The organism is Mycolicibacterium xanthum, from assembly GCF_019710635.1.
Classification (GTDB): domain Bacteria; phylum Actinomycetota; class Actinomycetes; order Mycobacteriales; family Mycobacteriaceae; genus Mycobacterium; species Mycobacterium xanthum.
On sequence record NZ_JAIFZS010000014.1, the window covers coordinates 1 to 25,042 of the forward strand.

At 70.6% G+C, this 25,042-nt stretch carries 26 protein-coding genes; 21 read left to right on the plus strand and 5 right to left on the minus strand.

Annotated elements, in window-relative coordinates:
* The first annotated feature begins 14 nt into the window (after positions 1 to 14).
* The 4 genes from JDV09_RS08680 (at position 15) to adh (ending at position 3,784) form a co-directional block, all read left to right on the plus strand.
* The gene (locus JDV09_RS08680; RefSeq protein ID WP_221368746.1) at positions 15 to 347 is read left to right on the plus strand and encodes a WXG100 family type VII secretion target; all 333 of its coding nucleotides are present in this window, start codon (positions 15 to 17) and stop codon (positions 345 to 347) included.
* Positions 348 to 359: 12 nt separating this feature from the next.
* Complete coding sequence (locus JDV09_RS08685; protein WP_221368723.1) at positions 360 to 656, plus strand: WXG100 family type VII secretion target; 297 nt, start codon at positions 360 to 362, stop codon at positions 654 to 656.
* A gap of 102 nt (positions 657 to 758) precedes the next feature.
* Positions 759 to 2,114 carry a GAF domain-containing protein gene (locus tag JDV09_RS08690; RefSeq protein WP_221368724.1) on the plus strand — a complete coding sequence of 452 codons (1,356 nt, stop codon included), beginning with the start codon at positions 759 to 761 and terminating at the stop codon, positions 2,112 to 2,114.
* Between the two features lie 146 nt (positions 2,115 to 2,260).
* Complete coding sequence (gene adh, locus JDV09_RS08695; protein ID WP_221368725.1) at positions 2,261 to 3,784, plus strand: aldehyde dehydrogenase; 1,524 nt, start codon at positions 2,261 to 2,263, stop codon at positions 3,782 to 3,784.
* 108 nt (positions 3,785 to 3,892) lie between these two features.
* Here adh and JDV09_RS08700 read toward each other — a convergent pair whose 3' ends face one another.
* Entirely contained in the window at positions 3,893 to 5,518 is a 1,626-nt protein-coding gene (locus tag JDV09_RS08700) for a peptide chain release factor 3 (protein WP_221368726.1), read from the minus strand.
* 268 nt (positions 5,519 to 5,786) lie between these two features.
* Between JDV09_RS08700 and rplM the strand changes: the two genes are divergently transcribed.
* The 6 genes from rplM to JDV09_RS08730 all read left to right on the plus strand — a co-directional run bounded on the left by rplM (position 5,787) and on the right by JDV09_RS08730 (position 10,689).
* Positions 5,787 to 6,230 carry a 50S ribosomal protein L13 gene (gene rplM / locus JDV09_RS08705; RefSeq protein ID WP_221368727.1) on the plus strand — a complete coding sequence of 148 codons (444 nt, stop codon included), beginning with the start codon at positions 5,787 to 5,789 and terminating at the stop codon, positions 6,228 to 6,230.
* A gap of 32 nt (positions 6,231 to 6,262) precedes the next feature.
* Positions 6,263 to 6,718 carry a 30S ribosomal protein S9 gene (gene rpsI, locus JDV09_RS08710; protein ID WP_221368747.1) on the plus strand — a complete coding sequence of 152 codons (456 nt, stop codon included), beginning with the start codon at positions 6,263 to 6,265 and terminating at the stop codon, positions 6,716 to 6,718.
* A 180-nt stretch (positions 6,719 to 6,898) separates the two neighbouring features.
* Positions 6,899 to 8,236 (plus strand): phosphoglucosamine mutase, encoded by a 1,338-nt coding sequence (gene glmM / locus JDV09_RS08715; protein WP_221368728.1) that lies wholly within the window; start codon positions 6,899 to 6,901, stop codon positions 8,234 to 8,236.
* 52 nt (positions 8,237 to 8,288) lie between these two features.
* A complete protein-coding gene (locus JDV09_RS08720) occupies positions 8,289 to 8,594 on the plus strand; it encodes a type VII secretion target (protein ID WP_221368729.1) in 306 nt (101 codons plus the stop codon).
* Positions 8,595 to 10,085: a hypothetical protein gene (locus tag JDV09_RS08725; RefSeq protein ID WP_221368730.1), complete on the plus strand. Its 1,491-nt coding sequence runs from the start codon at positions 8,595 to 8,597 to the stop codon at positions 10,083 to 10,085.
* Between the two features lie 10 nt (positions 10,086 to 10,095).
* Positions 10,096 to 10,689 carry a diacylglycerol-binding protein gene (locus JDV09_RS08730; RefSeq protein ID WP_221368731.1) on the plus strand — a complete coding sequence of 198 codons (594 nt, stop codon included), beginning with the start codon at positions 10,096 to 10,098 and terminating at the stop codon, positions 10,687 to 10,689.
* Here JDV09_RS08730 and JDV09_RS08735 read toward each other — a convergent pair.
* Positions 10,650 to 11,792, minus strand: coding sequence for an acyl-CoA dehydrogenase family protein (locus JDV09_RS08735; protein ID WP_221368732.1), 1,143 nt, complete (start codon positions 11,790 to 11,792; stop codon positions 10,650 to 10,652). The two genes, JDV09_RS08730 and JDV09_RS08735, sit on opposite strands and share 40 nt — an antisense overlap.
* Before the next feature lie 44 nt (positions 11,793 to 11,836).
* Here JDV09_RS08735 and JDV09_RS08740 point away from each other — a divergent pair, with 44 nt between their 5' ends.
* Complete coding sequence (locus JDV09_RS08740) at positions 11,837 to 12,412, plus strand: TetR/AcrR family transcriptional regulator (RefSeq protein ID WP_221368733.1); 576 nt, start codon at positions 11,837 to 11,839, stop codon at positions 12,410 to 12,412.
* Positions 12,413 to 12,437: 25 nt separating this feature from the next.
* Here JDV09_RS08740 and JDV09_RS08745 read toward each other — a convergent pair whose 3' ends face one another.
* Positions 12,438 to 13,478 (minus strand): LLM class F420-dependent oxidoreductase, encoded by a 1,041-nt coding sequence (locus tag JDV09_RS08745; protein WP_221368734.1) that lies wholly within the window; start codon positions 13,476 to 13,478, stop codon positions 12,438 to 12,440.
* A gap of 42 nt (positions 13,479 to 13,520) precedes the next feature.
* The gene (locus JDV09_RS08750; RefSeq protein ID WP_221368735.1) at positions 13,521 to 14,375 is read right to left on the minus strand and encodes a dienelactone hydrolase family protein; all 855 of its coding nucleotides are present in this window, start codon (positions 14,373 to 14,375) and stop codon (positions 13,521 to 13,523) included.
* A 55-nt stretch (positions 14,376 to 14,430) separates the two neighbouring features.
* On the opposite strand from JDV09_RS08750, the gene glmS reads away from it, so the two are divergent.
* A complete protein-coding gene (gene glmS / locus JDV09_RS08755) occupies positions 14,431 to 16,305 on the plus strand; it encodes a glutamine--fructose-6-phosphate transaminase (isomerizing) (RefSeq protein WP_221368736.1) in 1,875 nt (624 codons plus the stop codon).
* A gap of 12 nt (positions 16,306 to 16,317) precedes the next feature.
* Here the strand turns inward: glmS and JDV09_RS08760 are convergent, their stop codons facing one another.
* A complete protein-coding gene (locus JDV09_RS08760) occupies positions 16,318 to 16,680 on the minus strand; it encodes a nuclear transport factor 2 family protein (protein WP_221368737.1) in 363 nt (120 codons plus the stop codon).
* Between the two features lie 43 nt (positions 16,681 to 16,723).
* On the opposite strand from JDV09_RS08760, the gene JDV09_RS08765 reads away from it, so the two are divergent.
* The 9 genes from JDV09_RS08765 to JDV09_RS08805 are packed head-to-tail and all read left to right on the plus strand — an operon-like array spanning position 16,724 to position 24,846.
* Positions 16,724 to 18,136 carry an NAD(P)H-hydrate dehydratase gene (locus JDV09_RS08765; RefSeq protein WP_221368738.1) on the plus strand — a complete coding sequence of 471 codons (1,413 nt, stop codon included), beginning with the start codon at positions 16,724 to 16,726 and terminating at the stop codon, positions 18,134 to 18,136.
* A 10-nt stretch (positions 18,137 to 18,146) separates the two neighbouring features.
* Positions 18,147 to 19,541, plus strand: a complete 1,395-nt coding sequence (gene gad / locus JDV09_RS08770) for a glutamate decarboxylase (RefSeq protein ID WP_221368739.1) — start codon at positions 18,147 to 18,149, stop codon at positions 19,539 to 19,541.
* A gap of 44 nt (positions 19,542 to 19,585) precedes the next feature.
* Positions 19,586 to 20,749 (plus strand): alanine racemase, encoded by a 1,164-nt coding sequence (alr, locus tag JDV09_RS08775; RefSeq protein WP_221368748.1) that lies wholly within the window; start codon positions 19,586 to 19,588, stop codon positions 20,747 to 20,749.
* Complete coding sequence (locus JDV09_RS08780; protein ID WP_221368740.1) at positions 20,746 to 21,834, plus strand: alpha/beta fold hydrolase; 1,089 nt, start codon at positions 20,746 to 20,748, stop codon at positions 21,832 to 21,834. Before alr ends, JDV09_RS08780 begins: the two co-directional genes overlap by 4 nt.
* Positions 21,827 to 22,291 carry a tRNA (adenosine(37)-N6)-threonylcarbamoyltransferase complex ATPase subunit type 1 TsaE gene (tsaE, locus tag JDV09_RS08785; protein ID WP_221368741.1) on the plus strand — a complete coding sequence of 155 codons (465 nt, stop codon included), beginning with the start codon at positions 21,827 to 21,829 and terminating at the stop codon, positions 22,289 to 22,291. Before JDV09_RS08780 ends, tsaE begins: the two co-directional genes overlap by 8 nt.
* The gene (gene tsaB, locus JDV09_RS08790) at positions 22,288 to 22,911 is read left to right on the plus strand and encodes a tRNA (adenosine(37)-N6)-threonylcarbamoyltransferase complex dimerization subunit type 1 TsaB (protein ID WP_221368742.1); all 624 of its coding nucleotides are present in this window, start codon (positions 22,288 to 22,290) and stop codon (positions 22,909 to 22,911) included. Before tsaE ends, tsaB begins: the two co-directional genes overlap by 4 nt.
* The gene (rimI, locus tag JDV09_RS08795) at positions 22,908 to 23,360 is read left to right on the plus strand and encodes a ribosomal protein S18-alanine N-acetyltransferase (RefSeq protein WP_221368743.1); all 453 of its coding nucleotides are present in this window, start codon (positions 22,908 to 22,910) and stop codon (positions 23,358 to 23,360) included. Before tsaB ends, rimI begins: the two co-directional genes overlap by 4 nt.
* Entirely contained in the window at positions 23,357 to 24,379 is a 1,023-nt protein-coding gene (tsaD, locus tag JDV09_RS08800) for a tRNA (adenosine(37)-N6)-threonylcarbamoyltransferase complex transferase subunit TsaD (RefSeq protein WP_221368744.1), read from the plus strand. The genes rimI and tsaD overlap by 4 nt, the downstream gene beginning before the upstream one ends.
* Positions 24,376 to 24,846, plus strand: a complete 471-nt coding sequence (locus JDV09_RS08805; protein ID WP_221368745.1) for a nuclear transport factor 2 family protein — start codon at positions 24,376 to 24,378, stop codon at positions 24,844 to 24,846. Before tsaD ends, JDV09_RS08805 begins: the two co-directional genes overlap by 4 nt.
* The last annotated feature ends 196 nt before the right edge of the window (positions 24,847 to 25,042 follow it).

A 25,042-nucleotide genomic window follows, 5' to 3' on the forward strand; every position in this document is an offset into this window, starting at 1 on the left:
CGAAAGGAGCCGCGATGACGACCCCGTCGCACCCGATGGGTGCCGCGCTCACCACCGACTTCGACCTGATGCTGTCGGTGGCGGGCCGGACCGATGCCCGCAACGACGAGATCCGCGGGATGCTGCAGTCCTTCATCGGCGCCATGACCAGCGTCCCGCCGTCGGTGTGGGGAGGTGTCGCCGCCGCGCGGTTCCGTGAGGTGGTGGAGCGCTGGAACGGTGAGTCGCTGCGACTGCACACCGCGCTGCAGCGCATCTCCGACACCATCCGGGACAACGAGCGGGTGCTGCGGACCGCCGCCGACACCCATTCGCAGCGCATCGACGCCCTGTCCGCCGAGCTGTGAGGAGCTGATCCGATGGACCCCGTGCTGTCCTATGACTTCGGAGCGATCGAGTACACCGTGCGCCAGGAAATCCACACCACCTCGGCGCGGCTGAACGCGGCGCTGGACGACCTGCGTGCCCAGATAGCGCCGCTGCAGGCCACCTGGACCAGGGAGGCCGCCGAGGCCTACCGGCTCGAGCAGGCCCGCTGGGAGCAGGCCGCGGCGGCGCTCAACGAGATCCTGGTCAGCCTCGGCAACGCCGTCCGCGACGGCGCCGACGACGTGGCCGCCACCGATCGCGCCGCCGCCCGGACCTGGGGCGGTTGAGCCGGTCCACCATCGTCTGTGCGGCCCCCGACGGAGGGGAGCCGAACGGGGGCCGCACAGTACTCTGCCAGCCCGGATTGAGCTACCCTGGCGCCAGGTGTGATGACCGGCACATCAGGAAGCCCGGCCGCCGCGAGGAGCGTGACGCTGGTGACAACCCCGAAGACGTCGCACGGACGGGCTTCAGCCCGCCCGTCGTCCTCGGCGTTGCGCGCGGTGCACGAGTTGTTCGTCGCCGGCGAGGTCGACGCCAACTTCCTCGACTCCCGATCGGTGCGTCCGGTCGTCGCCCAGAGCTGGCAGCGCAGCCTGGCCGGTGGGGTCGATCCCGACCTGGACGGGGCGCGTGCCGCGGCCGCCGTCACCGCGATCGAGCGGCTGCGCGAGACGCACCCGCTGGCACCGGCGCTACCCGTGATCCGCCGGCTGCTGGTCGCCGACGCGGCCGACACCGGCGTCGTCGTCGCCGTCAGCGCGGCCGACGGAACGCTGCTGTGGGTCGAGGGTGACCCGAAGGCGTGTCGCAAGGCCGAGGCGATGAACTTCGTGCCGGGTGCCGACTGGAGCGAGCGCAGCGCGGGCACCAACGCCCCCGGCACGGCGCTGGCACTGGACCGGGAACTGCAGATCCGCGGGTCCGAGCACTTCTCCCGGGTGGTCCAGCCGTGGAGCTGCACCGCCGCGCCCGTGCACGACCCGACGACCGGCGCGCTGCTCGGGGCGATCGACCTCACCGGCGGCAACGCGGTCGCCTCGGCGCAGACGCTGGCGCTCGTGCGTGCGACCGCGGTGGCCGTCGAGAACCACCTCGCGCTGCTGCGGATCTCCGGCGTCGGGGCCGAACCGGCGGCGCGCAAGCCGCACCTGGTCGTGCTCGGCGGCGACCGGCCGCGCTGGGTCACCACCGACAGCTACGGGCACCTGCAGGCCACCCACCTGACCGGCCGCCACGCCGACATCCTGGTGCTGCTGAGCCGGCATCCCGAGGGCCTGTCGGCCGACCACCTCGCCGTGCTGCTCGACGACAAAGACCTCGACGTCGTGACGGTGCGCGCCGAGATGTCGCGGCTGCGCAAGGTCATCGGCGCCGAGAACCTCGGATCGCGGCCGTACCGGCTGCTGGCCCCGATCACCAGCGACATCGGCGAGGTCTTCGACGCGCTCGACGCCGGCGACGTCGAATCCGCACTGGCCCGCTACGCCGGCCCGCTGCTCAGCCAGTCGGTGTCCCCGGCGATCGCGCGGTTGCGCACCCAGCTCTCGGCGACGCTGCGCGAGGCGGTGCTGGCCGAGAACGCCCAGGGTCGTGCCGATCTGCTGCGCCGCTGGCTCGAGCTGCCGGAGGGGCGCGACGACCGGGACGGCTGGCAGGCCCTGCGCGACAGCGCCGGGCTGACCGCGGTCGCGCGGGCGCAGGCCGGCGGTCATCTCGCCGGCCTGGACTTCGAACTCGGCTGAAACCCGGGCACCCCGAACCCGGGCGACGCTGTCCCCGGAATTTCCCAGTCGATGCAACTGTGGTGCAACGGTTGCGCGCGTACCTTCAGTGACGCACAACACACGTGTGCCGGCCGGAGACGCCGGCACAGACCAGGAGACCTGACATGACTGTGTACGCCCGCCCCGGGGCCGAAGGCTCGTTGATGTCGTTCAAGCCCCGCTACGACAACTACATCGGCGGTCAGTGGGTGCCGCCGAACGCCGGACGGTACTTCGAGAACCCGACGCCGATCACCGGCCAGTCGTTCTGCGAGATCCCCCGCTCCGACGAGAGCGACATCGAGAAGGCCCTCGACGCCGCCCATGCCGCGGCGCCCGCGTGGGGCAAGACCTCGGCCGCCGAGCGCGCCGTGATCCTCAACAAGATCGCCGACCGCATCGAGGAGAACCTCGAGTCGATCGCGCTGGCCGAGTCCTGGGACAACGGCAAGCCGATCCGCGAGACGCTGAACGCCGACATCCCGCTGGCGGTGGACCACTTCCGCTACTTCGCCGGGGCGATCCGCTCGCAGGAGGGCTCGCTGAGCGAGATCGACGACGACACCGTGGCGTATCACTTCCACGAGCCGCTCGGTGTGGTCGGCCAGATCATCCCGTGGAACTTCCCGATCCTGATGGCGGTCTGGAAGCTGGCGCCCGCACTGGCGGCCGGCAACGCGATCGTGCTGAAGCCCGCCGAGCAGACGCCGGCCTCGATCCTGTACCTGATGGAGACCATCGAGGATCTGCTGCCCGCCGGTGTGATCAACGTGGTCAACGGGTTCGGCGTCGAGGCGGGCAAGCCGCTGGCGTCGAGCAACCGGATCGCCAAGATCGCGTTCACCGGTGAGACCACCACCGGCCGGCTGATCATGCAGTACGCGTCGCAGAACCTGATCCCGGTCACGCTGGAGCTGGGCGGCAAGAGCCCCAACATCTTCTTCAACGATGTGATGGCCTCGGCCGACAACTACCAGGACAAGGCGCTCGAGGGCTTCACGATGTTCGCCCTCAACCAGGGCGAGGTGTGCACCTGCCCGTCCCGGTCGCTGATCCAGGCCGACATCTACGACGAGTTCCTCGCGCTGGCCGCGATCCGCACCAAGGCGGTCCGCCAGGGCGATCCGCTGGACACCGAGACGATGATCGGCGCCCAGGCGTCCAACGACCAGCTCGAGAAGATCCTGTCCTACATCGAGATCGGCAAGAGCGAGGGCGCCAAGGTGGTCACCGGCGGCGAGCGCGCCGAGCTCGGCGGCGACCTCAACGGCGGCTACTACGTCGCGCCGACGATCTTCACCGGCAACAACAAGATGCGGATCTTCCAGGAGGAGATCTTCGGGCCGGTGGTGGCGGTGACGTCGTTCACCGACTACGACGACGCGATCAGCATCGCCAACGACACCCTCTACGGCCTCGGTGCCGGCGTGTGGAGCCGCGACGGCAACACCGCCTACCGTGCCGGTCGCGACATCAAGGCCGGCCGGGTGTGGACCAACTGCTACCACCAGTACCCGGCGCACGCCGCCTTCGGTGGCTACAAGCAGTCCGGCATCGGCCGGGAGAACCACAAGATGATGCTGGACCACTACCAGCAGACCAAGAACCTCCTGGTGAGCTACAGCGACAAGGCGCTCGGGTTCTTCTGACGAACGCTTGCGTGAGCAAGCGGGGACGCAGATCCCCGGCGTTTCGCTGATAGCCGCAAACTCGCACGGTGCTCCCCCCAGCCGTGCGAGTTTGTGGCTGTTCAGCGCCTAACCCTCGGCGGCCACCAACGACCGCAGCGTGATGCCCGGGTTGTCCCGCTGGAATCCCTGCAGCCGCCAGGGCGTGGAGAACAGCACCAGCATGACCCCGTCGGTGCGGGTCAGCACCTCGGCCGACACCTGCCGGCTCATGAACTCGGCATCCTCGGGGTCGACGATCCGCGCGACCTGATAGGGCAGCGACTCCAACGTGATCGGCGCGCTGAGCTCGGTGGCCATCCGGTGGGCGGCCACCTCGAACTGCATGGGTCCCACGGCGGCGAACACCGGGGCCTGGTCGCCGCGCTTGTCCGAGCGCAGCACCTGTACGACACCCTCCTGCTCGAGCTGCTCGATCCCACGGCGGAACTGTTTGTGCTTGCTGGGGTCGGTGCCGCGGGCCACCGCGAAATGCTCCGGGGAGAAGCTCGGAATCGGCGGATACTCGACGGGCACATCGCGATACAGCGTGTCGCTGGGCCGCAGGGCGCCGGCGTTGGCCAGCCCGATCACATCCCCGGGCCAGGCGTCGTCGAGCGTCGAGCGCTGCTGGCCGAAGACCGACTGCGCATACTTGGTGGCGAACGGCTTACCGGTGGCGGCGTGGGTCAGGACGTCGCCCCGCTCGAAGGTGCCCGAGCACACCCGCGCGTAGGCGATTCGGTCGCGGTGCGCCGAATCCATGCCGGCCTGCACCTTGAACACGAATGCGCTGAACGGCGCATCGGTGGCCCGTCGCACCCCGTTGACGTCGAGCGCCCCGCTCGGCGCAGGCGCGAGCTCGACCAGCACGTCGAGCAGCTGATTGACGCCGAAGTTCAGCGCCGCCGAGGTGAACAGCACCGGCGAGACCTCGCCGCGCAGGAACGCGTCGCGGTCGAAGTCGGAGCCGTCGGCCGAGAGCAGTTCAGATTCCTCGACGGCGGTGTCCCAATCGGCACCAGCCGCCGCCTGCGCCAGCTCCGCGGTGATGTGTTCCTCCGGGGCTGCCGTCGCGCCACCCGCGGTGCGGGTGAACCGGATGCAGTGGCCCGTTCGGCGGTCCATCACTCCCTGGAAATCACCGGCGATGCCGACCGGCCAGGTCAGGGGGGCGGTGCGCAGCCCGATCCGTTCGTGGATCTCGTCCATCAGCTCCAGGGCGTGCCGCCCGGGCCGGTCCCACTTGTTGATCACCGTGATGATCGGAATCCCGCGGTGCTTGCACACCTGGAACAACTTCAGGGTCTGCGGCTCGAGACCCTTGGCCGCGTCGATGAGCATCACCGCGCAGTCCACCGCCGTCAGCACCCGGTAGGTGTCCTCGGAGAAGTCGGCGTGCCCGGGGGTGTCGAGCAGGTTGATGACGCAGTCTCGATACGGGAACTGCAGCGCCGTCGACGTGATCGAGATGCCCCTGGCCTTCTCCATCTCCATCCAGTCCGACACGGTGGAGCGCCGTCCGGCCTTTCCGTGGATCGCGCCGGCCTCGGTGATCGCCCTGGCGTGCAGCGCCAGGGCCTCGGTCAGCGTGGACTTACCCGCGTCGGGATGGCTGATGACGGCGAAGGTTCTACGCCGCTGCGCCTCGCCGGCGATCCGGCCGGCGGCCTTGGCGTCGGTGGCGGGTACGACGTCGGCGACCTTGTCTGTCATATCGCCTGGAATGGTATGGGCGGGTGAGCGCAGATCAGTAATCGGGACGGGCCGGCCGGGCCCGCCGGTGCCGGCCCGGCCGGCCGCAGCCGCCGGTTTTGACCTGCGCCGACGCCCGCAGGTAAGCTGCCACGTTGGCGTGCGCCGGCTCGTTGAGAGCCGTGGGTCGCCTCGGGTCACCGTCGGTCGCCGAGGCGCACCGAGTGCGCACGCCGGACCGGCACCCGGTTCCACCGGGATCCAACCCGAGAAGAGAGAGGTACGCGCTGTGCCCACCTACACGCCGAAGGCGGGTGACACCACGCGCTCGTGGTATGTCATCGACGCCACCGACGTGAGGCTCGGCCGGCTCGCCGTCGCAGCAGCCAACCTGCTGCGTGGCAAGCACAAGCCGACGTTCACGCCCAATGTCGACGGCGGTGACTTCGTCATCGTCATCAACGCAGACAAGATCGCGATCAGCGGCAACAAGCCCGAGCGCACGTTCCATTACCGCCACTCGGGTTACCCCGGTGGTCTGCGCAAGCGTTCGGTCGCCGAACTGCTGGACAAGCATCCCGACCGGGTCGTCGAGAAGGCGATCGTCGGCATGCTGCCGAAGAACAAGCTGGGTCGGCAGATCCAGAAGAAGCTGAAGGTCTACGCCGGTGCGGAGCACCCGCACAGCGCGCAGCAGCCGACCCCGTACGAGATCAAGCAGGTGGCCCAGTGACCGAACCCGAAATCACCGAGGCCGCCGAGCCGATCGTGACCACCGAGACCGAGGTCGTCGAGGTCGAGGCGGAGGCCGCCCCGCGCGAGCCCGTCATCATCGACCGCCCGATCCAGACCGTCGGCCGCCGCAAGGAGGCCGTGGTGCGGGTGCGCCTGGTGCCCGGCACCGGGCAGTTCCACCTGGACGGCCGCACGCTGGAGAACTACTTCCCCAACAAGGTGCACCAGCAGCTCATCAAGGCGCCGCTGGTGACCGTCGACCGCCTCGAGCAGTTCGACGTCTACGCCCACCTCGACGGTGGCGGCCCGTCCGGGCAGGCCGGCGCGCTTCGCCTGGCGATCGCGCGTGCCCTGATCCTGGTTCAGCCCGAGGACCGCCCCGCGCTCAAGCGCGCCGGGTTCCTCACCCGTGACCCGCGTGCCATCGAGCGCAAGAAGTACGGCCTGAAGAAGGCCCGCAAGGCGCCTCAGTACAGCAAGCGCTGATCGAACCACGACCTGGCGCCCGGCCTGCTCGCACCCGCGAGTGGCCGGGCGTCAGTCGTTTCCGAGCCGTCTCCGGGCGCCGTCCGTGGGACAATCACGCTCGGGTATCGATCCGGCGACGGCACGAACCGGCCGTCCGCCGGTTGGCTTCCTCGCGGGCAGGTGTGAGAGGTTGTCACGATGGCTCGACTGTTCGGCACCGACGGAGTGCGCGGCGTCGCCAACCAGGACCTCACCGCCGAGTTGGCGATGGCGCTGGGTGCGGCGGCCGCACGGCGTCTGATCAGGACCGGGGCGACCCGCCGACGGGTCGCCGTGGTGGGACGCGACCCGCGGGCCAGCGGCGAGATGCTGGAGGCGGCGGTCATCGCCGGGCTCACCAGCGAGGGCGTGGACGCGTTGCGGGTCGGTGTGTTGCCGACCCCGGCCGTGGCGTATCTCACCAGCGCCTACGACGCCGACTTCGGCGTGATGATCTCCGCATCGCACAACCCGATGCCCGACAACGGCATCAAGATCTTCGGGCCCGGCGGCCTCAAGCTCGACGACGCCACCGAGGACCGCATCGAGGAACTCGTCCAGCAGGGCCCGGGCGCCCGGCCGACCGGTGCGGGCATCGGTCGCATCGTCGACGCCGAGGACGCGCTGGATCGCTACCTGCGCCACGTCGGCAAGGCGGCCACCACCCGGCTCGACGGGCTGACCGTCGTCGTCGACTGTGCGCACGGTGCGGCCTCGGCCGCCGCACCCCAGGCCTACCGGGCGGCGGGGGCCGAGGTCGTCACGATCCACGCCGAGCCGGACGGGCTGAACATCAACGACGGCTGCGGGTCCACGCACATGGACGCGCTGCGTGCCGCGGTCGTCGCGCACCACGCCGACCTGGGCCTGGCCCACGACGGCGACGCCGACCGCTGCCTGGCGGTGGATGCCCAGGGCCGGGTCGTCGACGGCGACGCGATCATGGTCGTCCTGGCCCTGGCCATGCGGGAGGCCGGTGAGCTGGCGTCGGACACGCTGGTCGCCACCGTGATGAGCAACCTGGGGCTGCACCTGGCGATGCGCTCGGCCGGAGTAGAGGTCCGCACCACCGGGGTGGGCGACCGCTACGTGCTCGAGGAGCTGCGGGCCGGCGAGTACTCGCTGGGTGGCGAGCAGTCCGGGCACATCGTGCTGCCGGCGTTCGGCACCACCGGCGACGGTATCGTCACCGGTCTGCGGTTGATGGCGCGGATGGCCCAGACCCGCTGCGGCCTGGCCGACCTCGCCGAGCCGATGCAGACGCTGCCGCAGGTGCTGATCAACGTCGAGGTGGCCGACAAGGCGACGGTCGCCGATGCGCCTCCGGTGCGTGACGCGGTCGCCGAGGTCGAAGCCGAACTCGGGGACACCGGACGAATCCTGTTGCGGCCGTCTGGAACCGAGCAAGTCGTCCGGGTGATGGTGGAGGCCGCCGACGAGGACACCGCCCGGCAGATGGCCGTGCGGGTCGCGGAGTCGGTCAGCGCCCAGCGCTGAACCGTCGCCGTTCCGGTGGAACCGTCGGCGGGCCGCCGGCGTCCAACCTCACATGGCAACGACAGGCTCGGCCCGCGTCGACACCACGGCGGTCCGCGCGATCGCGAGGGAGTACGAGACGGCGTCGTCGATCGTCGATGGTGCCGTGCGCGGCCGGGTCGCCGAGCTCGGGTTCGGGAGTGCGGCTGCGGGCCGGGCCTATCTCGTGCAGGGCGACGCCGTGCGGCGCGCACTGGGTGATGTGGAATCGGCTTTGCTGCAGTGGGCGCGGGCGTCCGCCGAGATCGGCGTCGCACTGCGCGCGGCGGCCGACCGCTACCAGGATGCCGAGGCACGTGCCGCGGGCAGGGTGGGTTAGGTGTCCTGCGCGTTCGATGTTTCGTCCCGGCTGGCGGATGGGCGCACCGCCACGGAGACGCTGCAGGTCTACGTGTCGGCGTCGGCCCGGCTGGGCTATCTGCAACCGGAACTGACGTCGGGGGACACCGCGCTGCGCGATGCGTACGACACCGAGGCGGGTATGGATCTGCAGGTTCTGCAGCGGGACTGCATCACCCTGCAGGACGTCGGCCGCGCGTTGACTGAGGCGCTGCAGATTCAGTCGCGGGGAATGTCGGTGCTGGCGGACGCCTGGCGGGGCGCGGGGGCCGAGGCCTGCGTGGGTTTTCTGCGCCGCCACGACGATGCGTCCGCGGCGGTCGCCGCGGCGGTGCGGACCGCCGCCGAGGCGTTGCGGGGGTTGCGCGAGGATCTGTGGCGCGCCGTCGACGAGAAGGTCGATGCGGTGCTCGCCATCGAAGCGCTCGCCGGCGCCGATCGCCCGCGGTGGCTGGCGGCCGCCGCGACGGTCACGACCGGGGTGGGGGACCGGCCGGCGGCCAGCGAGATCGTCGACCGGTCGGTGAAACCGTTCGTGGCCAACACGGTCGGCACCGACTGGGTGGCCGCGATGGTCGCCGCGTCGGCCGAGGTTCACGACGCCTACGACCGTGCGGTCGCCGAGATCCGGGCGGAGCCCGTCCCGGTGTTCGGGATTCCCGGCGATCTGGGGCCGCCGAGCCCTGAGCCCACGCCGGTCGATCGCGAGCCGGGTCGCGGTGCCGGAGTCTTTCGCGGTGACAGCGTCTTCCCGGGTCCCGTCACGACCGCGCCCGCCGGGTGGAGCCCGGCATCGCCGATGCCTCCCGCCGCCTGGGCGCCCGCTCCGCCGGCGGAGTCGGCAGTCCCGGCGCCTTCGGCAGGCACGGCCCCGTTGGCGGGCCCGGCCCCGCCGGCCGGCCCGGCACTGCCGGAACCGATGGCCGCGCCCCCGGTGCCCGCCATGGCGCCCACGGCATCGCCCGGAGCGGCCGTGCCCGACATCGGCGGCGGCCTGTCCGGGCTCGGCAGGCAGTTCGCGGACAGCCTGGGCGGGCTTCTCGGCGGAGGATCGGCGGGCGGACTCGAGGCGCCGGATCTGGATGTGCCCGAGCTCGGTGAGCCCGACGACGCCGGACCCGCCGACGAGCCCGACGAGGACAACCCCACCGATGACGAGGACAACCCCACCGACGACGAGGACAACCCCACCGACGACGAGTCCGAGCCCGCCGACGACGAGCCCGGGGAGGCCACCGACGACGCGGCCGAGCTCACCGATGACGAGTCCGAGCCCACCGACGACGAGGCCGAACCGGAACCCGGCGGGGAACTCGTCGAACCCGCACCGACAGCCCCGCCGCCACCGCCGCCGGCCGAACCGTTGCCTCCGGTAGCGCCCGAGTTCGCGGCCGGCCCGGCGGCGGACGAACCGACGCCGTGCGAGATCGCCGCCGGCGAACTACCCCAGGTCGGGGACCCGGCCGGGTAGCGTGCGCGAGGTGAAGCTGCGAGTCGCTGACGCCGCCGTGCTGTTCGTGTTGGGCGCGGCGGCGGCCCTGATCGGCGACCACAGCCACGTCGTCACCGGCACCACCGTCTACTACACCGACGCGGTGCCGTTCGTGTGGAGCAGCCCGGTCTGGTTCCCGGTCCTGGTCGGGTTGGCGACGGTGTCACTGGCCGAGCTGAGGCTGCATCTACCCGCCGTGCGGGACGGCGTCACCGTCCGCCGTGGCGTGGCCGGGGTGGCCGCGGTGGTGGGCATGTACGTGACCACCGCGCTGCTGCACGGCACGCCCTCCGTCCCGGCGACGGCGCTGATCTGCGTTGCGGCGGTCATCGTCTGGTGTGTGCTCGGCGATGGTCCCGGCGCGGTGTGCGGTGCGGTCGCCGCCGTCGCCGGGCCGGTCGTGGAGATCGGCCTGGTCAGGGTCGGGGCGTTCGCCTACAACGACGGATCGGACGGGTTGTTCGGGGTGGGCCCGTTCCTGGTACCGCTGTATTTCGCGTTCGGGGTGGTGGTGGCGGTGCTGGCCGAACTATCGGTGCGGAGTCAGGGCCGGGCCAGGTCGCGGCCGATCACCAGCCGCTGAATCTGGTTGGTGCCCTCGAAGATCTGCATGATCTTGGCCTCCCGCATGTAGCGCTCGACGCGGTAGTCCCGGGTGTACCCGGCGCCGCCGAGCACCTGCACCGCGTCGGTCGTCACCTTCATTGCGGCGTCGGTCGCCACCAGCTTGGCCACCGACGCCTGACGCGAGTACGGCATTCCCGCGTCGCGCCGACGCGCCGCGTCGAGGTAGGTGGCCCGCGCGGAGTCGACCGCGGCGGCCATGTCGGCCAACAGGAACGACAGCCCCTGATGATCGATGATCTTGCGGCCGAAGGTCGTTCGCTCCTTGGCGTAGGCCACCGCTTCGTCCAGTGCGGCCTGCGCGAGCCCGACGGCCACGGCGGCGATCCCGAGACGTCCGGAATCCAGTGCGCTGAAAGCGATCTGCAGGCCCTGACCTTCGGCGCCGATGCGTCGATCGGCGTCGACGAACGCGTCGTCATAGTGGGCGGTGGTGGTGGGCACCGCGTGCAGGCCCATCTTCTCCTCGGGCCTGCCGAAGGTCAGCCCGGGCGTGTCCGCCGGCACCAGGAAGCAGGAAATGCCCTGGGAGCCTTCCCCGGTGCGGGCGAACAGGTTGTAGAAGTCGGCGATTCCGCCGTGGGTGATCCACGCCTTGGACCCGGTGATCCGGTACCCGCCGTCGACCGCTGCGGCCTTGCACACCAGGGCGGCCGCGTCCGAGCCGGCCTGCGGTTCGGACAGGCTGTAGGCGCCCACCGTCGACCCGCCCAGCATCTCCGGCAGCCAGCGGCTGCGCTGCTGTTCGGTGCCGAACGCCATCAGCGGATGACACGACAGGCTGTGCACGCTGACCGCCACCGCCACCGCGGCCCAGCGGGCGGCGAGTTCCTCGAGTACCTGCAGATAGACCTCGTAGGGCTGTCCTCCGCCGCCCCACTCCTCGGGGTAGGGCAGGCTGAGCAACCCGGCCTCCCCGAGTGTGCCGAACACGCCCTCGGGGTACGTCTCGTCCTTCTCGTGTCGGTCGACGATCGGGTCGAGCACCTTGTCGGCGATCTGGCGGGCGAGATCCACCAGTTCACGGGCTTCGTCGGCGGGGAGGAGGCGATCCACGGCCATACGCGAGACAGTACTACAGGACTATCTCCAGTACTATCGGGGTCGTGAACAGGCCCGTGTTCGGCACCCGGCGGCGCACCGAACTGTTCGACACGCTGGTGGCGCTGTTGCTGGCCGAGGGGTTCGCGCACCTGACGCTCGACGAGATCGCCGCGCGGTTGCGGTGCTCGAAGTCCACCCTGTACACGCTGGCGGCGAGCAAGGAACAGCTGGTGCAGATGGCCACCGTGCACTTCTTCCGGTCGGCCACCGAGTTCGTCGAGGCGCGGGTGGCTCCGGAAACCACGGCACGGGCGCGGATCGCCGCGTACCTCTTGGCGGTGGGGGCGGCACTGGACCCCGCGTCGGATCAGTTCATGGCCGATCTCGATGCGTTCGCACCGGCCCGCGCGGTGTACGAGCAGAACACCCGGTTCGCGGCCCGCCGGGTGCAGGAGATGATCGTCGACGGTGTCGCCGCCGGTGAATTCCGGGACGTGCACGCCGCGTTCGCCGCCGATCTGGTCGCGACGATGATGGTGCGCATCCAGCGACGGCTGGTCCGGGAGAGCACCGGTCTGGACGACGCCGACGCCTACCGCGAGCTCGCCGCGATCCTCACCGGGGGGATCAGGGCATAGTTTCCGGGCCGGGCAGCTCGGGCGGTCAGGGCAGCAGCTTCTGCAGTTCCTCAACATAGCCGATCGACTCGTGCCGATCGGCCGACAGCGGATGCACCAACAGCGTCGTCACACCGGCCTCGGCGTATGCGGCGACGCGCTCCTTGACGAAGCCGGCCGGGCCGACCAGCGACACCTGGCGGACCAGCTCGTCGGGCACCGCCTCGATGGCCTCGACCTTCTTGCCCGCCAGGTACAGATCCTGGATGTGGTCGGCGACCTCGCCGAACCCGTAGCGGGTCGCCAGGCTGTGATAGAAGTTGCGCCCCCGCGCGCCCATCCCGCCGATGTAGAGCGCCAGTTGTGGCTTCGCCCAGGCCAGCCGGTCGTCGACGTGCTCGCCGACGGCCAGGCTCGCGCTCACCATGACGTCGAGCGGGCCCAGCGTCGCGTCGCGTCTGGCGGCGCCGGACCACAGCGCGTCGCCCCAGACCTCGTCGGCCTTCTCCGGATAGAAGAACACCGGCTGCCAGCCTTCGGCGATCTCGGCGGTCAACTCGACGTTCTTGGGTCCCAGTGCCGCGATGGTGATCGGAATCCTTTCCCGTACCGGGTGATTGATCAGTTTCAACGGCTTGCCCAGCCCGGTGCCGCGCTCGGCGGGCAGCGGTAGCTGGTAGTACTTGCCGTCGTATTCGACGCGCTCGCGCCGCCACACCTTTCGGCAGATCTCGACCATCTCACGGGTGCGGCCCAGCGGTGCGTCGAACGGCACTCCGTGGAAACCCTCGATCACCTGCGGTCCGGATGTGCCGAGGCCGAGCCGGAACCGGCCGTCGGAGACGTAGTCCAGCCCGGCCGCCGTCATCGCCATCAGCGCCGGCGTGCGGGTGTAGATCGGCACGACGCCGGTGCCCAGTTCGATGCGCGACGTGCGGGCCGCCAGGAACCCGAGTTGGCTGACCGCGTCGTAGGAGTAGGCCTCGGCCACCAGTGCGATGTCCACACCGATCTTCTCGAGCTCGACGACCTCGTCGACGGCCTCGAGGAAGCCGCCGGCGTAGTTGAGGAAGATTCCGGTCCGCATGGACCAGGTATACACCCAACCAGTTGGTTGGGGAACTTGGGGTTACGGCTTGAGCAGCGCGACGACCTTCTTCTCCAGGTCGACCGGATCGTCGGCGAACGGGTCGAGCACCGCGGCCTTCGGCAGGTCGGCCTCGGCATCGGCGAAGTCGCGGTACTCCTTGTCCCCGGTGAGCAGGTGCAGTAGGTAGCCGGTCATCAGCGCGCGCACCGTCTTCTGCGACCCGCGGTCGGCGCCCGGCAGGCCGACGACGGTGGCCAGCCGGCGACCCTCGACCAGGCCACCCGATTTGGCCTTGGCGGTGGCACGCAGTGTCGCGGTCTTCCACACCCGGGCCAGTTCCACCGCGTTCGAGCGAAGCGTCATCGGGTCACCGGGCGTCGTCAGGATCAGGCCGGGAACCGACAGCGTGGCCGCGGGTTGCTCGGCGGGCGGCCGGGTGAGCGTCGGATACGCCGCCACCACGGCCTTGGGGCCGTGCGCCCCGCCGGACATGCCCGCCGCCGCGAACACCGCGACCGACGCCCCGAATCCGTGCCCGGCGATGCCAAGCTTGTCCGGATGCACGCTGATGTCGCCGCTGCCCAGCCGCACGCCGGCGATGATGTCCAGCGCGGTGCCCAGGTCATAGGCCAGGTTCAGCGCCGAGGGCACCAGGCCGGTCTCGGTGTCGGGTGCGGCGGCCACGATCCCCCACGACGCCAGATGCTCCAGCGTTCCGTGGTAGCGGGCCGCCGATGTGACCCAGTCGTGGGCGAACGCCACGCCGGGCAGATTCCGGCCCGCCGCCGGCGTGTAGACCGCCCCGGGAAGGCCGGCAAAGGCCAGGTCACCCCGCATGACACGGTGCGGGCCGCGACGGGTCAACGCGGCGAAGAGCTTCCTGGTGCGGGCCACCCGATGACCGTAGCCCACCAGGGTTTCCGGTGGCCCTGCCGTACCCTGGATGGCTATGTGTGGAATCGTCGGCTACGTGGGACAGCGTCCCGCCTGCGACATCGTCGTCGACGCGCTGCGCCGCATGGAATACCGGGGCTACGACTCGGCGGGGGTGGCGCTGCTCGACGGACACGGCGGGCTGACCGTGAGCCGCAAGGCCGGTCGGCTGGCCAATCTGGAGGCGGCGCTGGCCGAAGCCGGCGGCGACGGCCTCACCGGTTCGACCGGGCTCGGCCACACCCGGTGGGCCACCCACGGCAGGCCCACCGACCGCAACGCCCACCCGCACCGCGACGCGTCCGGCAAGGTCGCGGTCGTGCACAACGGCATCATCGAGAACTTCGCGGCGCTGCGTACCGATCTGGAGGCGGCCGGCGTCGAGTTCGCCAGCGACACCGACACCGAGGTCGCGGTGCACCTGGTCGCCCGTGAGTACGCGCACGGTGTGCACGCCGGCGACTTCGGCGCCTCGGTCATCGCGGTGCTGCGCCGGCTGGAGGGCCATTTCACGCTGGTGTTCGCGCACGCCGACGAACCCGGCACGATCGTCGCGGCCCGGCGGTCCACCCCGCTGGTGCTCGGCGTCGGCGACGGGGAGATGTTCGTCGGCTCCGACGTCGCGGCGTTCATCGAGCACACCCGCGAGGCCGTCGAGCTCGGGCAGGACCAGGCCGTCGTGGTCACCGCGGACGGCTACCGGATCACCGATTTCGACGGCAATCCGGCCGATCCATCGAAGGACTTCCGCACCTTCCACATCGACTGGGACACCTCGGCCGCCGAAAAGGGCGGCTACGAGTACTTCATGCTCAAGGAGATCGCCGAGCAGCCCGCGGCGGTGTCGGACACGCTGCTCGGGCACTTCGTCGACAACCGCATCACGCTGGACGAACAGCGGCTGTCCGACCAGGAGCTGCGCGAGGTCGACAAGGTGTTCGTGGTCGCATGCGGCACCGCCTACCACTCCGGGTTGCTGGCCAAGTACGCGATCGAGCACTGGACCCGGCTGCCCGTCGAGGTGGAGCTGGCCAGTGAGTTCCGCTACCGCGACCCGGTGCTGGACAGTCACACGCTGGTCGTGGCGATCTCGCAGTCCGGTGAGACCGCCGACACCCTGGAGGCCGTCCGCCACGCCAAGGAGCAGAAGGCCAAGGTGCTGGCGATCTGCAACACCAACGGCAGCCAGATTCCCCGGGAGTGCGACGCGGTGCTCTACACCCGCGCCGGGCCGGAGATCGGGGTGGCGTCGACCAAGACGTTCCTGGCCCAGATCGCCGCGAATTACCTTGTCGGGCTTGCCCTCGCGCAGGCCCGCGGCACCAAGTACCCCGACGAGGTGGCCCGCGAGTACCACGACCTCGAGGCGATGCCGGACCTGATCGCGCGGGTACTGAACTCGGTCGAACCGGTGGCCCAGCTCGCCCACCGGTTCGCGCAGTCGCAGACGGTGCTGTTCCTGGGTCGCCACGTCGGGTTCCCGGTGGCGCTCGAGGGCGCGCTCAAACTCAAGGAGCTCGCCTACATGCACGCCGAGGGCTTCGCCGCCGGTGAGCTCAAGCACGGCCCGATCGCACTGATCGAGGACGACCTTCCGGTCATCGTCGTGATGCCGTCGCCGAAGAACGCCGCGATGCTGCACGCCAAGCTGCTCTCGAACATCCGGGAGATCCAGGCCCGCGGCGCCGTCACCATCGTCATCGCCGAGGAGGGCGACGACACGGTGCGGCCCTACGCCGACCACCTGATCGAGATCCCAGCGGTGTCAACGCTTTTCCAGCCGCTGCTGTCGACCATTCCGATGCAGGTGTTCGCCGCCGGGGTCGCGCAGGCCCGCGGCTACGACGTGGACAAGCCGCGCAACCTGGCGAAGTCCGTCACCGTCGAGTAGCCGCGCCCGGCCTCAGGCCCGGGCCGACTGCTGGTACAGCACCAGTCGCCAGCCGTCGGCGGTGCGGTGATACACCGACGACATCGCCGCGACGAACGGTTCGTCCCCGTCCTCCCGGTACGCCGTCCCGGTGTAGACCAGCGCCGCGGTGTCGGGGCCGATGGCGATCGTGCGGACGTCGTCGATCCGGTAGCGCGCCCACGGCGGTGATTGGCCCAGCGCCGACGTGACGGTGGCGCGATCCATCACCATGCCGTCGGCCAGTACCATCACCGCGTCGTCGGACATGATGTCGCCGTAGAAGGCGTCGCCGGTGCCGTCGCACAGCGATTCCCAGCCGGCATGTTCGAGTTCGAGCAGTTCGTCGGTCGTCATGGCCTTTGTCATACCCGCTGTGTCGCCGCGTAGCGTGTGATCCATGCGGTCCTATTTCACCGCCCAGCAGATTCGCGATGCGGAGGCGCCGCTGCTGGCGTCGCTGCCCGACGGAGTCCTGATGCGCCGCGCCGCCTTCGGCCTGGCCACCGCGATCGCCCGGGAGCTCGGGGCGGTCGCCGGCCGCACGGTCTGCGCGGTGGTCGGCTCCGGCGACAACGGCGGCGACGCGCTGTGGGCCGCCACCTTCCTGCGCCGCCGCGGCGCGGGCGCCGCCGCGATCCTGCTCAACCCGGCCAAGGCTCACGCCAAGGCCCTCGCCGCGTTCCTGCGGGCCGGCGGGCGGATCGTCGAGACACTGCCGGCGGCAACCGATCTGGTGATCGACGGGGTGGTCGGCATCTCCGGATCGGGCCCGCTGCGCCCGAACGCCGCCGCCGTGTTCGCCGCCGTCGAGCAGGCCGGCGTCCCAGTGGTGGCCGTCGACCTGCCCAGCGGGGTCGACGTGCACACCGGGGCCGCGGACGGCCCGCACGTCCGGCCCGCGCTGACCGTCACGTTCGGCGGGCTCAAGCCGGTGCACGCCTTCGGCGACTGCGGCCGGGTCGAGCTGGTGGACATCGGGCTGGACCTGCCGCCCGCCGACATCCTGGGTTTCGACGCCGCCGACGTGGCCGCGCGCTGGCCGCTGCCGGGCCGGCGCGACGACAAGTACACCCAGGGCGTCACCGGGGTGATGGCCGGGTCGTCCACCTATCCCGGCGCTGCCATCCTGTGCACCGGCGCGGCGGTGGCCGCGCACTCCGGGATGGTGCGCTACGCGGGAACCGCTGCGGCCGAGGTGGTCTCGCACTGGCCCGAGGTCATCGCCACGCCCGGTTACGCGACGGTGGGGCGGGTGCAGTCCTGGGTGGTGGGGCCTGGCCTGGGCACCGACGAGACCGCCGCGGCGGCGTTGTGCTTCGCGTTGGAGTCCGACGTCCCGGTGATCGTCGACGCCGACGCGCTGACCATGCTGGCGGCCCACCCCGACCTCGTCGAGGGGCGCCGCGCGCCGACCGTGCTTACCCCGCACGCCGGAGAGTTCGCGCGGCTCTCCGGGGCGGCTCCGGGCGAGGACCGGGTCGCCGACACCCGCAGGCTCGCCGACCGGCTCGGCGTCACGGTGCTGTTGAAGGGTTACTTGACGGTCATCGCCGAACCCGGCGGTCCGGTCCACCTCAACGTGGCCGGGCAGTCCTGGGCGGCCACCGCCGGTTCGGGCGACGTGCTGTCCGGCATCATCGGCGCGCTGCTGGCCTCCGGCCTGGCGGCGGGCGAGGCGGCGGCCGCCGCGGCGTTCGTGCACGCCCGCGCCGCGCGGGCCGCCGCGCTGGACCCGGGACCGGCGCCGGCTCCGACGTCCGCCTCCCGCATCCTGGCCCATATCCGGACGGCGCTGGGTTCCATCCTCTAGAAAGGACAACATGCCCAACGTTTCCCGCCAGTCGTCGCTGACCCCTGCCTACACCGGACGGATCTCCACCTCGCCGCTGCCCGCGCTGCGGTTGCCCGACGAGTCGCTGGACCCGGAAACGGCCTACCGGTTCATCCATGACGAGCTGATGCTCGACGGCAGCTCCCGGCTCAACCTGGCGACGTTCGTCACGACCTGGATGGATCCCGAAGCGGGCCAACTGATGTCGGAGACGTTCGACAAGAACATGATCGACAAGGACGAATACCCGGCGACCGCGGCGATCGAGCAGCGCTGTGTGTGCATGGTCGCCGACCTGTTCCACGCCGAGGATCTGCGCGACGACGATCCGGCCACCGCGATCGGGGTGTCGACGATCGGGTCCAGCGAGGCCGTGATGCTCGCCGGGCTGGCGATGAAGTGGCGGTGGCGGCAGAAGACCGGTGACGACTGGAAGAACCGGACGCCCAATCTGGTGATGGGTTCCAACGTGCAGGTGGTGTGGGAGAAGTTCTGCCGGTACTTCGACGTCGAGGCCCGCTATCTGCCGATGGAGGAGGGCCGCTACGTCATCACGCCCGAACAGGTCGTCGACGCCGTCGACGAGAACACCATCGGTGTGGTCGCGATCCTGGGCACCACGTTCACCGGTGAGCTCGAACCGGTCGCCGAGATCTGCGCCGCACTGGACGGGCTGGCCGCCGGCGGCGGGCACGACGTTCCCGTGCACGTCGATGCGGCCAGCGGTGGCTTCGTCGTGCCGTTCCTCTATCCCGACCTGGTGTGGGATTTCCGGCTGCCCAGGGTGGTGTCGATCAACGTCAGCGGCCACAAGTACGGGCTGACGTATCCGGGCATCGGTTTCGTGGTGTGGCGAAACGCCGAGCACCTGCCCGAGGAACTGGTGTTCCGGGTCAATTACCTGGGTGGGGACATGCCCACGTTCACGCTGAACTTCTCCCGGCCCGGCAATCAGGTGGTCGGCCAGTACTACAACTTCCTGCGCCTCGGTCGCGAAGGCTACCTGCAGGTCATGCACACCCTGTCCGATACCGCGCAGTGGCTGGCCCGCGAGCTGGCCGCGATGCCCGGACCCGACGGCAAACCGGTGTTCGAGGTGATCTCGGACGGCTCGGCGATCCCGGTGGTGGCGTTCAAGCTGGTCGAGGGCCTGAAATTCACGGTATTCGACGTGTCGGCGGTGCTGCGCGGCTTCGGCTGGCAGGTGCCGGCCTACACGATGCCCGAGAACGCCACCGACGTCGCGGTGCTGCGTATCGTGGTGCGCGAGGGCTTCTCGGCGAACATGGCCCGGGCGCTGCGCGACGACCTGGTGAAGGTGCTGGACAAGCTGGACCAGGTCGGTATCGGCGGCTTCTCCGACGAGGCGCATTTCGCTCACTGAGCGTGCGCCTGGGACAATCGGGCGCAGTGACCACCACGCCGAATATGACCCAGCACCCGCCGCGCGCGCTCGTCGACCTGGACGCCATCGCGCACAACGTCGCTAAGCTGCGCGAACACGCCGGATCTGCGGCGGTGATGGCCGTGGTGAAGGCCGACGGCTACGGCCACGGCGCCACCGAGGTGGCCCGGGCCGCGCTGGCCGCGGGCGCCGCCGAACTCGGGGTCGCGACCATCGAGGAGGCCCTGGCGCTGCGCCGTGACGGCATCGCCGCCCCGGTGCTGGCCTGGCTGCACACCCCCGGTACCGACTTCGGGCCCGCGGTCGCCGCGGACATCGAGCTCGCGGTGTCCTCGACCCGGCAGATCGACGAGGTCCTCGACGCCGTGGCCAGGACCGGGCACCCGGCGACGGTGACGGTGAAGGCGGACACCGGGCTGAGCCGCAACGGGGTCGGGGCGGCCGAGTACCCGGTCATGCTCGACGCGCTGGCACGGGCCGCCGCCGGGGACGCGATCCGGGTGCGCGGACTGATGTCGCATCTGGTGCACGGCGATGTGCCGGACCACCCGTTCAACGACGTGCAGGCCGCCCGGCTCACCGAGCTCGCGGCGGCCGCCCGCACGGCCGGGGTGGGCTATGACGTTGTGCACCTGAGCAACTCGCCCGCGGTACTGACCCGGCCCGACCTGGCGTTCGACATGGTGCGTCCGGGCATCGCGGTGTACGGGCAGACCCCGATCCCGGAGCGCGGCAACATGGGGCTGCGGCCCGCGATGACGGTGAGCTGCCCGGTGTCGATGGTGCGTTCGGTGCCCGCGGGCGCCGGGGTGTCGTACGGGCACACCTGGATCGCCCCGCGGGACACCACGCTGGCGCTGATCCCGGCGGGCTACGCCGACGGTGTCTCCCGCGGCCTGAGCAACCGGCTCGAGGTGCTGATCAACGGCCGGCGCTACCCGAACGTCGGGCGGGTGTGCATGGACCAGTTCGTCGTCGACCTCGGGCCGGGCCCGACCGATGTCGCCATCGGCGACGAGGCGATCCTGTTCGGGCCGGGCACCGACGGTGAACAGACCGCCCAGGACTGGGCAGAGCTGCTCGGCACCATCAACTACGAGGTGGTGACGAGCCCGCGCGGACGCATCGTGCGCGCTTTCGTCCGCGCAGGGCAGGAGCGCAGCGACGCCGGCGGGGGTCCCCGTTGAGCGGCCGGGCGGGATGGCTGGCCGGGGCGGCCGGGGTGACCGCCGTCGGGACCGCGGCGGGGGTGTCGGTGGCGCGGTCGCTGCGCCGGCGGGTGACCAGCGACGACCCGCACCGCGGCGAGGACTTCGAACTGCTCGACGCCGACCGCAGCTCGGTGGTGACCACACCCGACGGGATACCGCTGGCGGTGCGCGAAGCGGGGCCACAGAACGCGCCGCTGACGGTGGTGTTCGCCCACGGTTTCTGCCTGCGGATGGGTTCCTTCCATTTCCAGCGCGCGCGGCTCACCGAGCAGTGGGGCGACCAGGTCCGGATGGTCTTCTACGATCAGCGCGGCCACGGGCTGTCCGGTGAGGCGCCGCCCGAGACCTACACCGTCGAGCAGCTCGGACAGGATCTGGAGAGCGTGCTGTCCGTCGTCGCGCCGCGCGGCCCGATCGTGCTGGTGGGCCACTCGATGGGCGGCATGACGGTGCTCTCCCATGCGCGGCAGTATCCGCAGCGCTACCCCACCCGGGTGGTCGGCGCGGCTCTGATCGCCTCTGCCGCCGAAGGTGTTTCGCGCTCGCCGCTGGGTGAGATCCTGAAGAATCCGGCGCTGGAGGGGGCCCGTTTCGCCGCCCGCTACGCGCCGAAGACCGTGCACCGCGGCAGGGGTGCGGCCCGGTCGGTGATCGGCCCGGTGCTGCGGGCGGCGTCCTACGGTGACGAGCGGATCAGCCCGAGCGTGGTCGCGTTCTCGGAGCGGATGATGCACGACACCTCGATCACCACGTTGGTGGAATTCCTCCATGCACTCGAGGTGCACGACGAAACCGGGGGACTGCAGGTTTTGAACAAGGTGCCCACGCTGGTGGCGTGTGGCGACCGGGATCTACTGACGCCGATGGACTACTCCGAGGAGATGGCCGCCTCGCTGGCCAAGTCGGAACTCGTGATCGTCGGTGGCGCAGGGCATCTGGTCCAGCTCGAGCGCCCGGAGGTGATCGACGACGCGCTGGTGCGGTTGGTGGAGCGCGCCACACCGTCGAAGCTGGTGGCGCTGGCCCGGCGGGTGCGCGAGCGGGTGCGTTCGAATGGATGACCGGTCGGGAACCGCGGAACTGCGCACCGCCGAGGACACCATTGCGCTCGGGGCACGGTTGGGCCGGGAGTTGCGGGCCGGTGACGTGGTGGTGCTGTCCGGCCCGCTGGGCGCGGGAAAGACGGTGCTGGCCAGGGGGATCGCGCAGGCGATGGATGTCGAGGGGCCGGTGATCTCACCGACGTTCGTGCTGGCTCGGGTGCACCGGGCCCGGCAGGCGGGGGCGCCGGCGATGGTTCATGTCGACCTGTACCGGCTGCTGGATGAGACGTCGGTCGACCTGCTCGCCGAGTTGGACTCGCTGGATCTGGACACCGACCTCGAGGACGCGGTGGTCGTGGTGGAGTGGGGTGAGGGGGTAGCCGAACGGCTCTCCGACAGTCACCTGGACATCCGGCTGGAGCGGGCCTCCGACACCGATGTCCGTACCGCGCTGTGGCAGTGGAGCAGGCCGTGAGCGGGCTGGTGCTGGCGATCGACACCGCCACCCCCGCCGTCACGGCCGGCGTGGTCCGGCGCGACGGCCTCGAGGTGCTGGCCGAGCAGGTGACCATCGATGCCCGGGCCCATGCCGAGCGGTTGACGCCTAACATCGTCGAAGCACTGCGGCTCGCCGACGTCCCCGCGAGCGCGCTCGACGCCGTCGTGGTCGGTTGCGGCCCGGGGCCGTTCACCGGACTGCGGGTCGGGATGGCTACCGCGGCCGCCTTCGCGCACGCGCTCGGCGTCCCGGTGCGCGGCATCTGCAGCCTGGATGCGATCGCCGCGGGCACCACCGGGGACGTGCTGGTGGTGACCGACGCCCGGCGCCGCGAGGTGTACTGGGCGCGCTACCGCGACGGCGTGCGGTTCGACGGTCCGGCGGTCAACGCCGCGGTCGATGTGCCGCCCGGCGCGGAAGCGGTTGCGGGGTCCCCGGAACACACCGCGCTGTTCGACCTGCCCCGGCTGGCTCCGGCGTATCCGAGTGCGGCGGGGTTGGTTGGGGCCGTTGCGGATTGGTTTTCCGAGCCGGATCCGCTGGTTCCCTTGTATCTGCGCCGACCCGATGCAAAGCCACCGGCGGCGCCGCGATGACTGCGCAATACGGGCCGCTGGTCGCCCGGGATGCCGCGAGGTGCGCCGAACTGGAGATGCAGCTTTTCGACGGCGATGACCCGTGGCCGGAGCGCGCGTTTCTCGCCGAGTTGGCGGCCAAGCACAACCGCTACGTGGGCGCCCGCGTCGACGACAAGCTGGTGGGGTATGCCGGAATCGCCCGGCTGGGGCGGGCCAAGCCCTACGAGTACGAGGTGCACACCATCGGCGTCGACCCGGCTTACCAGGGTCAGGGCATCGGCAGGCAGCTCCTGCAGCAACTGTTCGACTTCGCCGACGGTGGGCCGATTTTCCTGGAAGTGCGTATCGACAATGCGGCGGCCATTGCGTTGTATGAGAGTGAGGGCTTCCAGACCGTCGGTCTGCGGAAGCGCTACTACCGGGTCAGCGGCGCGGACGCCTACACGATGAAACGGGACGGGCGATGATCATCCTGGCGATCGAGAGTTCCTGCGACGAAACCGGTGTCGGCATCGCCGAGCTCGGCGACGACGGCACCGTGACGCTGCTGGCCGACGAGGTCGCCTCCAGCGTCGACGAGCACGCACGGTTCGGCGGTGTGGTGCCCGAGATCGCGTCGCGCGCGCACCTGGAGGCGCTCGGCCCCACCATGCGGCGGGCGCTTGACGCCGCCGGGATCGAGCGGCCCGATGTCGTCGCGGCGACGATCGGCCCGGGCCTGGCCGGCGCGCTGCTCGTGGGAGTGGCTGCCGCCAAGGCGTATTCGGCGGCATGGGGCGTGCCGTTCTATGCGGTCAACCACCTGGGCGGTCACCTGGCCGCCGATGTGTTCGATCACGGTGCGCTGCCGGAGAGCATCGGGCTGCTGGTGTCGGGCGGTCACACCAACCTGCTGCACGTGCGATCGCTGGGCGAGCCGATCGTCGAGCTCGGCTCGACCGTCGACGACGCCGCCGGTGAGGCGTACGACAAGGTGGCGCGGCTGCTCGGGCTGGGCTACCCGGGTGGCCGGGTGCTCGACGAGCTTGCCCGGGAAGGGGATCCCGACGCGATCGTCTTCCCGCGTGGCATGACGGGTCCGCGTGACGACCCGTACTCGTTCAGCTTTTCGGGGCTGAAGACAGCGGTGGCCCGGTATGTCGAGCGGAGTCCGGACGCGACTCAGGCCGACGTGGCGGCGGGCTTCCAGGAGGCGGTCGCCGACGTGCTGACCGCAAAGGCGGTGCGGGCCGCCGAACAACTCGGGGTGTCGACGTTGCTGATCGCCGGGGGAGTGGCGGCGAACTCTCGGTTACGTGAGCTGGCCGCCCAGCGGTGTGAGGCGGCCGGGATGACGCTGCGGATCCCGCGGCCGCGGCTGTGCACCGACAATGGAGCGATGATCGCGTCGTTCGCCGCCCACCTGATCGCTGCCGGGGCGAAACCGTCGCCGCTCGATGCGGCGAGCGACCCGGGTCTGCCGGTGGTGCAGGGTCAGGTCGCGTGAGCGGGCCGCGGGGAGGCGAAGGCGAATCGTCCCTCACCGCCGACAAACTGGCCGTCACGGAGTTGCTCTACCGCTATGCCGAGCTGATCGATGCCGGCGATTTCGATGGTGTCGGCGCGCTGCTCGGCCGGGGCAGCTTCATGGGGGTGGCCGGTGCCGAGCGGATCGCCTCGCTGTTCGCCGGCACCACACGACGGTTTCCCGACCATGGGAACACTCCGCGTACAAGGCATCTGGTGCTCAACCCGGTCGTCGATGTCCACGCGGACACCGCCGCGGCGCGTTCCACGTTCTGCGTCGTCCAGCAGACCGAGACGGTGCCGCTGCAGCCGATCGTGGTCGGCCGCTACCGCGACACGTTTACCCGCGGTGGGGACGGCTGGTATTTCGCCGAGCGCCTCGTGGACATCGAGATGATCGGCGACGTGTCGGCGCACCTCCTGGTGGATCCGCGCCGGTTCACCTAGAAACACCGTGGCACCTCAGGAACTCACCTGGTTGACCTAGGAGTGGGCGGCAATTCAGTGCCGCCCCTCGGTCCCTTCCTCTCAGAAGGGTGGGGGGTCGTCGCCGTAGTCGGGTTGGTATCCGGGTGGGCGGGACAGGGATTGGGTTACGTTGTCGGCGGCTTGTTGGCGGGCTTCGCGTTGGGCTTCTTTGCAC